Origin of the sequence: Shinella fusca (assembly GCF_014203155.1) — a bacterium.
Lineage (GTDB): Bacteria > Pseudomonadota > Alphaproteobacteria > Rhizobiales > Rhizobiaceae > Shinella > Shinella fusca.
In genome coordinates, this window is sequence record NZ_JACHIK010000007.1 from 15538 (window position 1) to 28894 (window position 13357).

12 protein-coding genes are annotated in these 13357 nt (G+C 65.3%); 9 read left to right on the forward strand and 3 right to left on the reverse strand.

All coding sequences use genetic code 11. The features are described 5' to 3' along the window. Nucleotides 1–12 precede the first annotated feature (12 nt). The 5 genes from HNQ66_RS11695 to HNQ66_RS11715 all read left to right on the forward strand — a co-directional run bounded on the left by HNQ66_RS11695 (nt 13) and on the right by HNQ66_RS11715 (nt 6408). Nucleotides 13–606, forward strand: coding sequence for a general stress protein (locus HNQ66_RS11695; RefSeq protein ID WP_184144319.1), 594 nt, complete (start codon nt 13–15; stop codon nt 604–606). Between the two features lie 690 nt (nt 607–1296). Continuing rightward, complete coding sequence (locus HNQ66_RS11700) at nt 1297–2823, forward strand: nucleobase:cation symporter-2 family protein (protein WP_184144321.1); 1527 nt, start codon at nt 1297–1299, stop codon at nt 2821–2823. Between the two features lie 81 nt (nt 2824–2904). Further along, on the forward strand, nt 2905–3507 hold the full coding sequence (locus HNQ66_RS11705) for a deaminase (RefSeq protein ID WP_184144323.1): 603 nt from the start codon (nt 2905–2907) through the stop codon (nt 3505–3507). 295 nt (nt 3508–3802) lie between these two features. After that, nucleotides 3803–4414 carry a hypothetical protein gene (locus HNQ66_RS11710; protein ID WP_184144325.1) on the forward strand — a complete coding sequence of 204 codons (612 nt, stop codon included), beginning with the start codon at nt 3803–3805 and terminating at the stop codon, nt 4412–4414. Between the two features lie 77 nt (nt 4415–4491). Then, the gene (locus HNQ66_RS11715) at nt 4492–6408 is read left to right on the forward strand and encodes a methyl-accepting chemotaxis protein (RefSeq protein ID WP_246434289.1); all 1917 of its coding nucleotides are present in this window, start codon (nt 4492–4494) and stop codon (nt 6406–6408) included. Nucleotides 6409–6469: 61 nt separating this feature from the next. Here the strand turns inward: HNQ66_RS11715 and HNQ66_RS11720 are convergent, their stop codons facing one another. Further along, nucleotides 6470–7531 carry an ornithine cyclodeaminase gene (locus tag HNQ66_RS11720; RefSeq protein ID WP_184144327.1) on the reverse strand — a complete coding sequence of 354 codons (1062 nt, stop codon included), beginning with the start codon at nt 7529–7531 and terminating at the stop codon, nt 6470–6472. 28 nt (nt 7532–7559) lie between these two features. Next, nucleotides 7560–8480, reverse strand: coding sequence for an arginase (gene rocF, locus HNQ66_RS11725; RefSeq protein ID WP_184144329.1), 921 nt, complete (start codon nt 8478–8480; stop codon nt 7560–7562). 119 nt (nt 8481–8599) lie between these two features. Between rocF and HNQ66_RS11730 the strand changes: the two genes are divergently transcribed. After that, the gene (locus HNQ66_RS11730; protein WP_184144331.1) at nt 8600–9037 is read left to right on the forward strand and encodes an Lrp/AsnC family transcriptional regulator; all 438 of its coding nucleotides are present in this window, start codon (nt 8600–8602) and stop codon (nt 9035–9037) included. Between the two features lie 19 nt (nt 9038–9056). On the opposite strand, the gene HNQ66_RS11735 is transcribed toward HNQ66_RS11730, so the two are convergent. Then, complete coding sequence (locus HNQ66_RS11735; protein WP_184144333.1) at nt 9057–9950, reverse strand: DMT family transporter; 894 nt, start codon at nt 9948–9950, stop codon at nt 9057–9059. 195 nt (nt 9951–10145) lie between these two features. On the opposite strand from HNQ66_RS11735, the gene HNQ66_RS11740 reads away from it, so the two are divergent. The 3 genes from HNQ66_RS11740 to HNQ66_RS11750 all read left to right on the forward strand — a co-directional run bounded on the left by HNQ66_RS11740 (nt 10146) and on the right by HNQ66_RS11750 (nt 13327). Then, on the forward strand, nt 10146–11315 hold the full coding sequence (locus tag HNQ66_RS11740) for a nucleotide sugar dehydrogenase (RefSeq protein ID WP_210308747.1): 1170 nt from the start codon (nt 10146–10148) through the stop codon (nt 11313–11315). A gap of 30 nt (nt 11316–11345) precedes the next feature. After that, nucleotides 11346–11804 carry a YbaK/EbsC family protein gene (locus tag HNQ66_RS11745; RefSeq protein ID WP_184144335.1) on the forward strand — a complete coding sequence of 153 codons (459 nt, stop codon included), beginning with the start codon at nt 11346–11348 and terminating at the stop codon, nt 11802–11804. Nucleotides 11805–12034: 230 nt separating this feature from the next. After that, nucleotides 12035–13327, forward strand: coding sequence for an NCS2 family permease (locus HNQ66_RS11750; protein WP_184144337.1), 1293 nt, complete (start codon nt 12035–12037; stop codon nt 13325–13327). Nucleotides 13328–13357 lie beyond the last annotated feature (30 nt).

A 13357-nucleotide genomic window follows, 5' to 3' on the forward strand; every position in this document is an offset into this window, starting at 1 on the left:
GGAGGAACTTCCATGAAAACCGTAACCGGCCTTTTTGACGATTACTCGGACGCACGTTCGGCAGTCAGCGCGCTCGAGGCGCGCGGTGTGCCGTCGAGCGAGATCAGCATCGTGTCGAACAATGCAGACGACCGCTACACCAGGGACACCAATGCCGCCGAAGGGGCGGGCACGGGTGCCGGCATCGGTGCAGCCGTCGGCGGTGTCGGCGGCCTCCTTACAGGCCTCGGCATCATGGCGATCCCGGGCGTCGGCCCGGTTGTGGCGGCGGGCTGGCTGGCGGCCACCGCGGCAGGCGCCGCAGCCGGCGCTGTCGCCGGCGGCGCGGCGGGCGGCCTGATCGGGGCGATGACGGAATCCGGCGTCCCCGAAGAGCATGCCCATGTCTATGCCGAGGGGGTTCGCCGCGGCGGCACGCTCGTCACGGCGCGCGTCGATGACGGCCTTTATGCCGAAGCCGAGGCGATCCTGCGCCAGTCGAGCTGGGTCGATCCGGACGCTCGCCGTGCAGTCTATGCCGAAGAGGGATGGACCCGCTTCGACGACACGCTCGATCCCTACGGCCCGGCCGAGATCGAGAAGGAGCGCCTTCGCTACAGACGGTAAGGCCTTCTGGGGGCCGGCGGCAAGGGACAACACCGTCCGACAGCCGCCGGCTCCTTGCCCCAAAGCGTGGGCGGATGGGCCGACGTTCGACCATACCCGCCGCTGATATTCGTTCCCTCCTGAAAAGGTGTTGTGCGCTTTGCGAGAAAATCTCGGATGCGACAGGCCGCGATGAAGTGCCGGAAAGCCTGTTTTGCCTGCATTTTCTTGAACGCCGGGCTTTTGCGGATCGAGGATGCGAATGCCGAGGCAAGCGCCAGAAGCCAATGCAGCGCTCGCGCCCGCTTGACAGATTTCCCGAACTGAATGCAGTTTGATCATAACGTAGGTGCCAACCTGACGAGAATGCCCCGTTCAACGCATGTTGATGACGATCCGGAGTTCGCAACTCCTGGAACAGGGTCCTGGCGAAACTGACGGAAATGTCGGTTCAACTATGGAGCTGGTGGGGTATGAGGGAAAATATTCTCCTTCCTGAACAATTTTGCGTCGAGTACGCCCGGAATATTCGTTCCGTGCGGCTTCGGCTCTTCCGTTGCTGTCGCGTTGGCTGCGGCCAAGTCGCCATTGCGATGGGGCAGCCGGTCTCCCGCACGCCCGCTGCCGGGCGCATCCGGCCACGTTATCCGTTCCAGGCATGAGCTCGGCTCCGGCATGGGCATATGCCCCGATGGCCATGCCGCACGCCTGATGGAGAGGGGCGCAATCCAAGCGAAACGCTTGCAAGGTAGGGAGGAGTTTACCTTGGCACATGCAGACGAGGAAATTGCAGCCAACGCATGCCCGGAGGACGAAAAGCTCGGCATAGGCGCCAACCTGGCCTATGGGCTGCAGCATGTCCTGACGATGTATGGAGGCATCGTCGCCGTTCCGCTCATTCTCGGGCAGGCGGCCGGGCTGGACACCGGCGGGATCGGTCTCCTGGTCACGGCCTCGCTCTTCGCGGGGGGCCTTGCCACCATCCTGCAGACGATCGGCGTGCCGTTCTTCGGCAGCCGCCTGCCGTTGGTGCAGGGCGTCTCGTTCTCCGGCGTCGCGACGATGATCGCGATCTCGGGCAATGGCGGCATTCCGGCCATCCTCGGGGCGGTCATCGCCGCCTCGGTGATCGGCCTCCTGATCACGCCGGTCTTCTCGAAGATCACCCGCTTCTTCCCCCCGCTCGTCACCGGCATCGTCATCACCACCATCGGCCTGACATTGATGCCGGTCGCGGCATTCTGGGCGATGGGCGGCAACAGCAGCGCGCCCGATTTCGGCAGTACAGCCAATATCCAGCTTGCGGCGGTGACGCTCACCATCGTGCTGCTGCTCAGCAAGCTCGGCAGCGCCTCGATCTCGCGGTTGTCCATCCTGCTTGCGCTCATCATCGGCACGGGCATCGCCTACGTGCTCGGCATGACCGACTTCTCGCAGGTTGCGAACGGCCCGTTCTTCGCCGCGCCCGCGCTCTTCCACTTCGGCTACCCCACCTTCGAGATCGCCGCCATCATCTCCATGTTCATCGTGATCATGGTGACACTGGTCGAGACCTCGGCGGATATCCTCGCCGTCGGCGAGATCGTCGGGACGAAAGTCGACGCCCGGCGGCTCGGGGACGGTCTGCGCGCCGACATGCTCTCCAGCATCGTCGCTCCCTTCTTCGGCTCCTTCACCCAGAGCGCCTTTGCCCAGAATGTCGGCCTGGTCGCCGTGACGGGAGTGAAGAGCCGCTATGTCGTGGCGACCGGCGGTCTCTTCCTGGTCGCTCTCGGCCTGCTGCCGGTGATGGGCCGCGTGGTCGCGGCGGTGCCGAGCGCCGTCCTGGGCGGGGCCGGGATCGTGCTTTTCGGCACGGTGGCGGCCAGCGGCATCCGCACGCTGTCCAAGGTCGATTACAACAACAACATGAACCTGGTGATCGTCGCGACCTCGATCGGCTTCGGCATGATCCCGATCGCCTCGCCGGGCTTCTACGAGCAATTCCCGGCCTGGGTCGCGACGATCTTCCATTCCGGCATCAGCTCCGCGGCGCTGATGGCGATCGCTCTCAACCTCCTGTTCAATCATCTGAGGGCCGGCAATTCCGATCAGCCGTCCGTGTTCGCCGCGGCGGCCGAACGGACGATCCGCTACCAGGACATCGCGCGTCTGCACGACGGCGACTATTTCCTGAACGGCAAGCTCTACGACGCGAAGGGCCTTGAGATCCCGATGATCCCGGAAGCCGCCCACTGAGGCTTTCATCTTAACCACACGGCCCGGGTCGAGCTGGCTCTCGATCCGGCCATCCTTTCCCGCGACGTCCAAGGAGACAAAATGTCGGAAGAAACCGAAACCAAACGCCTGCTCGATGCCCTGTTCGATGCGATGGAGAATATCATTCCCGTGACCGAGGCCGGCGTTGCCGCGGGCAACAAGGTCTTCGGCGCGGCGCTGCTGCGCAAGTCCGATCTCTCGCTCGTCCTCGCCGAGACGAACAACGAGACGGAGAACCCGCTTTGGCACGGGGAGGTTCACACCCTGAAGCGGTTCTACGAGATCCCGCAATGCGACCGGCCGGATACGAAGGACCTCATCTTTCTGTCGACCCATGAACCCTGCTCGATGTGCCTGTCGGCCATCACCTGGGCAGGTTTCGACAATTTCTTCTATTTCTTCAGCCATGAGGATTCCCGCGACGCCTTCGCCATCCCGCACGACCTGAAGATCCTGAAGGAGGTCTTCACGCTGGAGCCCGGCGGCTACAACCGCACGAATGCCTTCTGGAAGGGCCGCTCGATGAAAGCTCTGGTCGACGGCCTTCCCGAGCCGCGGCGCGAGCAGTTCAAGGATCGCGCCGAGGCGATCCGGTTGAAGTACGAAGACCTCTCTGTCGTCTACCAGGCGAGCAAGGACGGAAACGCGATCCCGCTCAACTGATCGGACGCGCCCCGCCGTCTCACCCTGAACGCGCCGCCGGCGGCTTCGCCCCGGCGGCGCGTTTGCTGTAACCAAAGCCTCCCTTCGGGTAAAGGCCATGACCTCCTGTACGCTGGAAACCAGGGCTCGACCCTTCATTGTATGACAATCACCTCCGCCCGTTTCGGCTCTCCAAAGCGCCGGGGCGCTGCATGCGAATTGTCGAAAGTCAAGTTACGGTCGCTAAATTAGGGTTTAGCGTTAACTGTTCCTAAAGTGTTCGGCCTGCACTTAGTCATACTATAAGGAGATCATCATGCTGCTTGGCCGACTGCTTCTCACCGCCGCCAGTGCTCTTGCGCTCTCGGGCGCCGTTGCTGCGGCCGAACCTGCGAAACCCGATATCCTAAAGCTCGTCACGCCCGAGGTCATCAAGCAGATGCGGACGTGGATCGAGAGCGACATCGTCCGCATCTCGATCGCCACCCAGAACAAGCGGCTGTCGAAGCTCGACCAGGCGACGATCGACACGCTCGACAAGCAATGGGTCAAGGAGCGCGAGAGCGAGGACAAGCCGCTGATCGCGGCAACGCTCTCCAATCCGCTCTCCATCTATCTTTCGCGCATGCAGGGACGCTCGCTCGGCCTTTATGCCGAGATCTTCATCATGGACCAGAACGGCCTCAATGTCGGGCAGAGCTCGATCACCAGCGACTTCTGGCAGGGCGACGAAGCCAAGTTCCAGAAGACCTATGACGTCGCCCCCGACGCCGTCTTCATCGACGAGCCGGAATTCGACGACGAGATGAAGGTCTGGCGCGGGCAGGTGAACTTCACCGTGACCGACACGGACGGCAAGTCCATCGGCGCGGCGACGGTCGAACTCAACCTGACGGAACTCGCCCGGCGCGCCGAAACCGGCGCGTGAGCGCCCGCCCGGGCCTGGAACAACCGAATCCCTCGCAAGGCCGCGGTATGGCGCAGAGGGTGTCGAGGAGCATAGACATGTCCCTGTTGAACAATATCTCCGTCAGCCTGAAGGGCTTTGCCGCCTTCGCGACGCTCACGATCATCGCGACCGCCGCCTGCGGCCTGATCTACATGCGCTCGACGACGGCCACGCATCTGGTCGAGGCCAATCTCGCCATCGGCGCCCTGATCGACGATACGGGCCATCTGTCGGATGCCGTCTCGGAAGCCGATCTCGCCTACAAGAACTTCCTCCTGACCGGCAACCGCGACTTCGTCTCGCTCTACGAAAGCGAAAGCGCCAAGATCGACACCAAGGCGAGCGAGCTTACGGCGGAATTCGCCAAGACGGCGCCGGACCAGGTAGCCGCGCTCAAGGAGACGGCGGCCATCGCCGCGGCCTGGCGCGACGAGTTCGTCAACCGCCAGATCGTCCTGATGCGCGACCCGATGACGGTCGAGCTTGCCCGCGCCATCGAAGCGACCGGCGAGGGCACCACCCGCGTCGGCGAATTCAACGGCAAGCTGGCGGCATTGATCGGCAGCCTGCAGAAGCGGGCCGACGTTGCCTCGGCCGACCAGCAGGCTGCGCTCTCCTCGGTCGAGACGATCAGCCTGATCGTGCCCATCCTCGTTGCGGTCGTCGCGGTCGTGCTCGGCATCCTCAACCATCTTTATGCCGCCCGCCCGCTGATGCTGCTCGCCGGCACGATGCAGCGCCTTGCGGAAGGCGATCTCGACGTGCCGACCGTCTATGTCGGCACCGACGAGATCGGCCGCATCGCCGCGACGACGGAGGTCTTCAAGGAATCGGCGCTCGCCAACCGCCGCCTCGAGGCCGAGGCCGACGAGAACCGCCGCCGCGCCGAGGCCGACCGCCTCGCCGCCCAGGACCGCGCCGAGACGGAAGCCGCCGAGCGGCTGCGGATCGCGACGTCGGGCCTTGCGGACGGCCTGCAGCGGCTCGCCTCCGGCGACCTCTCCTTCCAGCTCGACGAGGCTTTCGCAGCGGATTTCGAGACGCTGCGCCACGACTTCAACCGCTCGGTCGCCCAGCTCGGCTCGACGCTCTCGGCCATCGCCGGCAGCATCTCCGCCATGGAATCGGGCACCCGGGAGATCGCGGCCGGCGCCGACGACCTGTCGCGCCGCACCGAACAGCAGGCCGCCTCGCTCGAGGAGACCGCGGCCGCCGTCGAGGAGATCACGTCCAACGTGGTCAATTCCACCAGGCGGACGGAAGAGGCCCGCGAGGTCGCAAGCCGCGCCAACGTATCGGCAACGGAATCCTCCGAGGTCGTCTCCAGGGCCGAGGACGCGATGCGCAAGATCGAGGAGAGCGCGCAGCAGATCTCCAACATCATCGGCGTGATCGACGAGATCGCCTTCCAGACGAACCTTCTGGCGCTGAATGCCGGCGTGGAAGCGGCACGTGCCGGGGAAGCCGGCAAGGGCTTTGCCGTCGTCGCGCAGGAAGTGCGCGAGCTTGCCCAGCGCTCGGCGAACGCCGCCAAGGAGATCAAGCAGCTCATCCAGAATTCGACGAACCAGGTCTCCGGCGGCGTCGAGCTCGTGCGGCAGGCCGGCGGCGCGCTGCGGACGATCGGCGGCTTCATCGCCGAGATGAACACGCACATGGATGCGATCGTCATCTCGGCGAAGGAACAGTCGACGGGCCTTTCCGAAGTCAACCAAGCGGTCAACGCCATGGACCAGACGACGCAGCAGAATGCGGCGATGGTCGAGGAATCCAACGCGGCCTCCGCGACCCTCGCCAACGAGGCGGCAAAGCTCCGCGAGCTCGTCGCCCAGTTCCGCCTCGGCAACGAAACAGCCCCGGCCGCGGCGCTCCGCCAGGTGGCGCGCAGCATGGCCCAGCCCACGCGCCAGACGGCCGTCCGCATGGCGTCGGCGGGCAATGCCGCGGTCGCGCAGGAATGGACCGAGTTCTGAGAGAACGAAGCCCGGCGGAACGGCCGGGCTTCTTTTCATTCTTTTCGGCTCTCCGCGGGGATCACGCCGCGTTGAGCTTCTTCTCGCAGCGCAGCAGCATGCCGTAGAGGTCGCGCGGCTCGTCGGGGTCGGCGAGAAGGTCGAGCTCGGTGAACATGCCGTGCTCGGCAATCTTCTCCCGCACATAGCGGAGCGCGGAGAAATCCTCGATGGCGAAGCCCACGCTGTCGAAGAGCGTGATCTGGTCCGCGCTCCTGCGGCCCTCGGCCTCGCCGGTCATGACCTGCCAGAGTTCGATGACGGGATGCTCGGCCGGCAGTTGCTGGATCTCGCCCTCGATGCGCGTCTGCGGCGGATATTCGACGAAGATGTCCGAGCGCAGCAGGATGTCCTTGCTGAGTTCGGTCTTGCCGGGGCAGTCGCCGCCGACCGCGTTGATGTGGACGCCGGGACCGACATGGTTGTCCGAGAGGATCGTCGCATACTGCTTGTCGGCCGTGACCGTGGTGATGATATCGGCGCCCTCGACGGCCTCTTCCACAGAAGCGCATTCCGCGATGGTGAAGCCGAGGCCGGCAAGGTTGCGGGCGCATTTCCCGGTGGCCGATGCGTCGATGTCGTAGAGGCGGAGCCTGTCGATCCCGAGCAGCGAGCGGAAGGCACGGGCCTGGAATTCGCTCTGCGCGCCGTTGCCGATGATGGCCATGGTGCGGGCATTCGGCCGCGCCAGGAATTTCGCCGCGACGGCGGAGGTCGCCGCGGTGCGCAGCGCCGTCAGGATCGTCATCTCGGTGAGCAGCATCGGATAGCCGTTGCCGACATCTGACAGGACACCGAAGGCCGTCACGGTCTGGCGGCCGTCGCGCGTGTTCTTCGGGTGGCCGTTCACATATTTGAAGCCGTAGAGCGTCCCGTCGCTGGTCGGCATCAGCTCGATGACGCCTTCCTTGGAGTGGGAGGCGACGCGCGGGGTCTTGTCGAAGACCGGCCAGCGGCGGAAGTCCTCCTCGATGGTCGCCGCCAGTTCCGTCAGGAACCGGTCGATGCCGACCTTGAGGACCAGCTTCATCATATGGTCCACGCTGACGAAGGGAACCACGTTCAGTTTCGCATCAGTGTTCATTTTGCCTCCAACAAGAGAACAGCCGCATTCAGCCGGCGAGCGTCGGGCGATCCATCACCCGCTTGCCCATCAGGCTGGAAACGAGATCGACGAGGAGCTTGGCGGTCTTGCCGCGCTCGTCGAGGAACGGGTTCAGCTCGACGATGTCGAGGCTCGTCACGAGACCGCTGTCATGCAGCATTTCCATGATCAGGTGCGCCTCGCGGAAGGTCGCGCCCCCCGGCACCGTCGTGCCGACGGCCGGCGCGATGTCCGGTTCAAGGAAGTCGACGTCGAAGCTCACATGCAGGAGGCCGCCGGCGGCCCGGACCCGCTCGATGAAATTGCGGACGAGGACGCCGACGCCGTGCTCGTCGATGACGCGCATGTCGTGCACCGTGATGCCGGTCCTGCCGATCGCGGCCCGCTCGGCGGGATCGACGCTGCGGATGCCGATCATGCAGACATTCTCCGCCGGAACGGGATTGGCGAGCGGCGGGAAATAGCCGTCGAAGCCGGGCTGGCCGGTATAATAGGCGACCGGCGTGCCGTGCAGGTTGCCGCTGACCGTCGTTTCCAGGCTGTGGAAGTCGGTATGGGCATCCAGCCAGAGCACGAAGAGCGGCCGGCCGCGCTCGGCGGCCCGGCGGGCAAGGCCCGGCACGGTGCCAGCGGAGATCGCATGGTCGCCGCCGAGGAAGATCGGCATGCCGGCTTTGCTGTGCTCGTAGGCGGCGGCCGAAAGGGCCTCGATCCAGGCGACCGTCTCGCCGAGATGGTGCACCGCCGCATTCGGATGGGCCATTTCATCGAAGGCGCGGGGGCTGATATTGCCCGTGTCCTTCACCTCATGCCCGAGTTCCTCCAGCGCCGTGCGAAGGCCGGCGATGCGAAGGGCGCTCGGACCCATCTCGCAGCCGAGCTGTCCCGCACCGATTTGCAAGGGGGCGCCGATCAGCGTGCATTCCATGGTTCACTCCCATCCGGTTTTCCCAAGCGTAGAAGCGCGGAGTGGCAGATTGAATATTGAATTTTGGCATCCCGGAATGGCATATTGACCATAATGGAAAGTCAGGGAGCCATTTTGGCATGGACGAGCTCGACCGGAAGATCGTCACCCTCCTGCGCGGCAACGGTCGCAGGAGCGTTTCGGACCTTGCGCTGGAAACCGGCGCCTCGCGTGCCACCGTCAGGGCGCGCATCGAGCGGATGGAGCAGGACGGCACCATCGTCGGCTATACGGTGATGCTGCGCGCCGATGCGCTCGAGGATGTCGTGCGCGGCGTGATGACGATCGAGATCGAGGGCCACGTCACCGACCGCGTCATCCGCACGCTCGGCGGATTCCCGGAGATCTCGCAGATCCACACGACGAATGGCCGCTGGGAGCTTTTGGTGGAGCTCAGCGCCGCGAGCCTTGCCGAATTCGACGCGGTCCTGCGCAAGATCCGCCTCGTGCCCGGCATCACCGGCAGCGAGACCAGCATCCTCCTGTCGACGCCGCGCTCGACGAAGGCCAAGCTCTAGGGTCCGCCGCCGGTGCTTTTCAGCGGATGAAGATCAGCGCCATGCCGACGATGACGAGGGCGGCGCCGGCCCAGGCGCCGCCGGCGGGCCGCTCGCCGGTCTTCAGCCACAGCATCGGCAGGATCATGGCCGGCGAGGTGGCCGAAAGGGTCGAGACGATGCCGACCTTTCCGCCGGAAAGCGCAAAGAGCAGCAGCGTCATGCCGATGGCAAGGGCGAGGACGCCGGTGAGCGCGGTCACCGCCGCGACCTTGAGCGTCAGCGGGCCCTTCGGCTTCACGGACGGGATCGGCAACTGGATGAGGATGCTGAGGCAACCGGCGGCGATGCCGACGCGCAGCATCGAGGCGAGGAAGGGATCGATGCCGCCGGCCATGACCGGGCGGGCGACGATGGAGCCGACGGCCTGGCTGGTCGCCGCGCCGATGCCGAAGAGAACGCCGACCCAGAGCGGCCCCTTGATCGCTTCCCATTGATGCATCTGCGCGCGGCGCTTGCCGAACACGATGGCGAGGAACACGCCGACGGCGGTGAGCGCAATCCCCGCCACCGCGATGGCCGACAGGGTTTCGCCAAGCGCCACCCAGCCGAGCACGGCGGCAATCGGCGCGTTGAGGGCGAAGAGGATGCCGGAGCGGCGCGGGCCGAGCCGGTTGAGGCACGCGAAGAGCAGCGTATCGCCGATGAAGATGCCGATGAGGCCGGAGAGCAGCAGCGGGCCGGCGCTCGCCATGTCGAGATCGCGCCATGCGCCGGTGAAGAGCACGTAGAGCGCCAGAAGGCCCGTGACGAAGACCTGGCGCGTCCGGCTGAAGGCAAGCGCGCCGAGATGGCCCGCCGGGCCTGCCGAGATCAGCCCCGTCATGGCCCAGCAGGTCGCGGCGCCCAGCGCGGCAAGTTCGTGGATTGGCATCGGTTTCCGATCGGCAACGAGGTTCTGCAGGCATGCTGCGGTGGCACGTTAAAGCGCGTCCGGGCCGCTTTCGTCCAGCCTTCTTTCCGCCCGTCAACGATGGGCGCTGTCATCCGGCTTCAAAAAAGATCGGATAGACGACCCTGGACGAAGGGGAACGCCAACCGCTCCCGGCAAGCTTGAAGGGCATCGTCCATGGTGAATGTCACGATCGCCGGCATCGGCTATGTCGGTCTCTCCAACGCGGTCCTGCTCGCCCAGCACAACGACGTCGTCGCCTACGACATCACGCAGCAGAGGGTGGACGACCTCAACAACCGGATTTCTCCCGTCATCGACGCGGATATCGAGGACTATCTCGCGACGAAGCCGCTGCGCTTGAGAGCCACGGCGGACAGCACGGAAGCCTTTTCCAACGCCGACTTCGTTGTCGTCGCGACCCCCACCAATTACGACGCCGTAACCAACTCCTTCGACACGAGCAGCGTGGAGACGGTCGTCGACGATGTCCGCAGGGTCAATATGCGGGCGACCATCGTGATAAAATCGACGATCCCCGTCGGCTATGCGCAGGCGCTGCGTGAGGCGCGCGGCGACGAGCGCATCATCTTCTCGCCGGAGTTCCTGCGCGAAGGCAAGGCGCTTCACGACAACCTCTACCCGTCGCGCATCATCGTCGGTGCGGACAGTCCCGAAGCGCGCCAGTTCGCCGCCCTCCTCCGGCAGGGCGCCGTCAGGGCGGATATCCCGGTGCTCTTCACCGGCTCCGGCGAGGCGGAGGCCGTCAAGCTCTTCGCCAATACCTACCTTGCCATGCGCGTCGCCTATTTCAACGAGCTCGATTCCTATGCGATGGCGCATGGTCTCGATACGCGGCAGGTGATTGAGGGCGTCGGGCTCGATCCGCGCATCGGCAAGCACTACAACAATCCCTCCTTCGGCTATGGCGGCTATTGCCTGCCGAAGGACACGCGGCAGCTCCTCGCCAATTTCAGCACGGTGCCGCAGAACCTCATCCGTGCCATCGTCGACGCCAACACGACGCGCAAGGACTTCCTTGCAGCAGATGTCCTCGCGCGCAGCCCGGATGTGGTCGGCGTCTATCGCCTTGCCATGAAGAAGGGTTCAGACAATTTCCGCGCCTCCTCGATCCAGGGCATCATGAAGCGCATCAAGGCGAAGGGCATTCCGGTCATCATCTACGAGCCGGATTATGCAGGGGACGAGTTCTTCCGCTCGGAAGTCGTGCGCGATCTTTCCGCCTTCAAGCGGCGCGCCGATATCATCCTTACCAACCGCGCGGCGCCGGAGCTGGGGGACGTCCGGGAGAAGGTCTATACGCGCGACGTCTTCGGGACGGATTGAGTCCCGGTCCCCGATTGGCTATGAAACGGCATGTCTCTTCAATCCGTCCGCACCTTCTTCACCGAAAACGCTCCCGATATCGCCGTCCTCGTCACCGAGCAGAGCTCGGCGACCGTGGCGCTTGCGGCGGAGGCGCACGGGGTGGCGCCGGAGCAGATCGCCAAGACGATCTGCCTGCGCATCGGCGAGGAGATCGTGCTGCTGGTCGCGGCCGGTACGGCACGGCTCAGCAACCGGAAATTCAAGGGTCGCTTCGCCGCAAAGCCGCGCATGCTCGATGCCGAGCAGGTGCTGGCCGTGACGTCCCATCCGGTCGGCGGGGTCTGCCCCTTCGGCCTGCCGTCGCCGCTGCCGGTCTATTGCGACGCCTCGCTTCAGGCGTTCGAGGAGGTCGTGCCCGCGGCCGGGGCGACGAACGCGGCGGTCCGGCTTTCCCCGCAGCGCCTTGCCGCGCTCGTCACCGGCGAATGGGTCGACGTCTGCGAATAGGCCTGCGCTCGCCCGGTCCGCCATGAAAGAGTTTCGCGAAAATTCGGGGAAATCGCCGGCTGGCGCGTGCGCGGCGGAAAAAGCAATATGACGGAACTGTGATCACAGTGGCCCGCTTGTGTGGACCGCTGTGCACGGGCGCGGAAGATCCGCGAACGGGCTGCTGGAGGAGCACAAGCCCGGAACTGTCGCACGGCGGCGCCGGACGGCGTCCGCCAGGGGGAGAAAACATGTTTGAACGGCTTTTCAAGCTGAGTGAGCACGGCACGTCGGTACGCACCGAGGTGATCGCGGGTCTGACGACCTTCCTCACGATGTCCTATATCATCTTCGTCAACCCGGACATCCTGTCGACGACGGGCATGGACCGGGACGCCGTCTTCGTCGCGACCTGTCTTGCCGCGGCGCTCGGTTCCCTGGTCATGGGTCTGGTGGCCAACTGGCCGATCGGCATGGCGCCGGGCATGGGCCTCAACGCCTTCTTCGCCTTCACGGTGGTCGCCGCTCTCGGCTTCACCTGGCAGCAGGCGCTCGGCGCGGTCTTCATCTCCGGCACCATCTTCGTCATCCTGACGGTGACGGGCGTGCGCTCCTGGCTGATCGCGGGCATCCCGCATTCGCTGCGCAGCGCCATCGCCGCCGGTATCGGCCTCTTCCTCGGCATCATCGCCCTGAAGAGCTCCGGCATCGTCGTCGACAATCCGGCAACGCTCGTCGGCCTCGGCGATCTCAAGCAGACCGGCCCGCTGCTGGCGATCCTCGGCTTCTTCATCATCGCCGTGCTCGACGCCATGCGCGTCAAGGGCTCGATCCTCATCGGCATCCTCGTCGTCACGGTTCTTTCCTGGGTGCTCGGCGTCAGCGAGTTCCGCGGCATCGTCTCGGCCCCGCCGTCGATCCTGCCGACCTTCCTGCAGCTCGACCTCGTCGGCGCCCTGCACGGCGGCCTGCTGCACGTCATCCTCGTCTTCGTGCTCGTCGAAGTCTTCGACGCCACGGGCACGCTGATCGGCGTCGCCAAGCGCGCCGGCCTCATCCAGGAAGGCAAGCAGAGCCGCCTCGGCCGCGCGCTTCTCGCCGACAGCGCGGCAATCGTCGCCGGCTCGCTGATGGGCACCAGCAGCACCACGGCCTATGTCGAAAGCGCCTCTGGCGTCCAGGCGGGCGGCCGCACGGGCCTCACGGCCTTCACCGTCGCCGTCCTGTTCCTCGCCGCGCTCTTCATCTCGCCGCTCGCCGCCTCGGTGCCGAGCTACGCGACGGCGCCGGCCCTGCTCTATGTCGCAGGCCTGATGATGCGCGAACTGACGGAAGTCGAGTGGGAAGACCTGACGGAAGCGGCACCCGCCGCGCTCACCGCGCTCGCCATGCCCTTCACCTACTCCATCGCCAACGGCCTTGCCTTCGGCTTCATCACCTATGTCGTCATGAAGCTCTTCACCGGCAAGTGGAAGGACATCCACCCGGCAACGGCGCTGGTGGCAGCCCTCTTCGTCATCCGCTTCGCCTTCTTCGCGGAATAGGAAGACAACCAGCCGACAAGGAAAGGGCCG

Bases quoted from the DNA above. Each gene is read 5' to 3' on its own strand.
- HNQ66_RS11695 (WP_184144319.1), top strand. From the start codon at position 13: ATGAAAACCGTAACCGGCCTTTTTGACGATTACTCGGACGCACGTTCG.
- HNQ66_RS11700 (WP_184144321.1), top strand. From the start codon at position 1,297: ATGGAGAGGGGCGCAATCCAAGCGAAACGCTTGCAAGGTAGGGAGGAG.
- HNQ66_RS11705 (WP_184144323.1), top strand. From the start codon at position 2,905: ATGTCGGAAGAAACCGAAACCAAACGCCTGCTCGATGCCCTGTTCGAT.
- HNQ66_RS11710 (WP_184144325.1), top strand. From the start codon at position 3,803: ATGCTGCTTGGCCGACTGCTTCTCACCGCCGCCAGTGCTCTTGCGCTC.
- HNQ66_RS11715 (WP_246434289.1), top strand. From the start codon at position 4,492: ATGTCCCTGTTGAACAATATCTCCGTCAGCCTGAAGGGCTTTGCCGCC.
- HNQ66_RS11720 (WP_184144327.1), bottom strand. From the start codon at position 7,531: ATGAACACTGATGCGAAACTGAACGTGGTTCCCTTCGTCAGCGTGGAC.
- rocF (WP_184144329.1), bottom strand. From the start codon at position 8,480: ATGGAATGCACGCTGATCGGCGCCCCCTTGCAAATCGGTGCGGGACAG.
- HNQ66_RS11730 (WP_184144331.1), top strand. From the start codon at position 8,600: ATGGACGAGCTCGACCGGAAGATCGTCACCCTCCTGCGCGGCAACGGT.
- HNQ66_RS11735 (WP_184144333.1), bottom strand. From the start codon at position 9,950: ATGCCAATCCACGAACTTGCCGCGCTGGGCGCCGCGACCTGCTGGGCC.
- HNQ66_RS11740 (WP_210308747.1), top strand. From the start codon at position 10,146: ATGGTGAATGTCACGATCGCCGGCATCGGCTATGTCGGTCTCTCCAAC.
- HNQ66_RS11745 (WP_184144335.1), top strand. From the start codon at position 11,346: ATGTCTCTTCAATCCGTCCGCACCTTCTTCACCGAAAACGCTCCCGAT.
- HNQ66_RS11750 (WP_184144337.1), top strand. From the start codon at position 12,035: ATGTTTGAACGGCTTTTCAAGCTGAGTGAGCACGGCACGTCGGTACGC.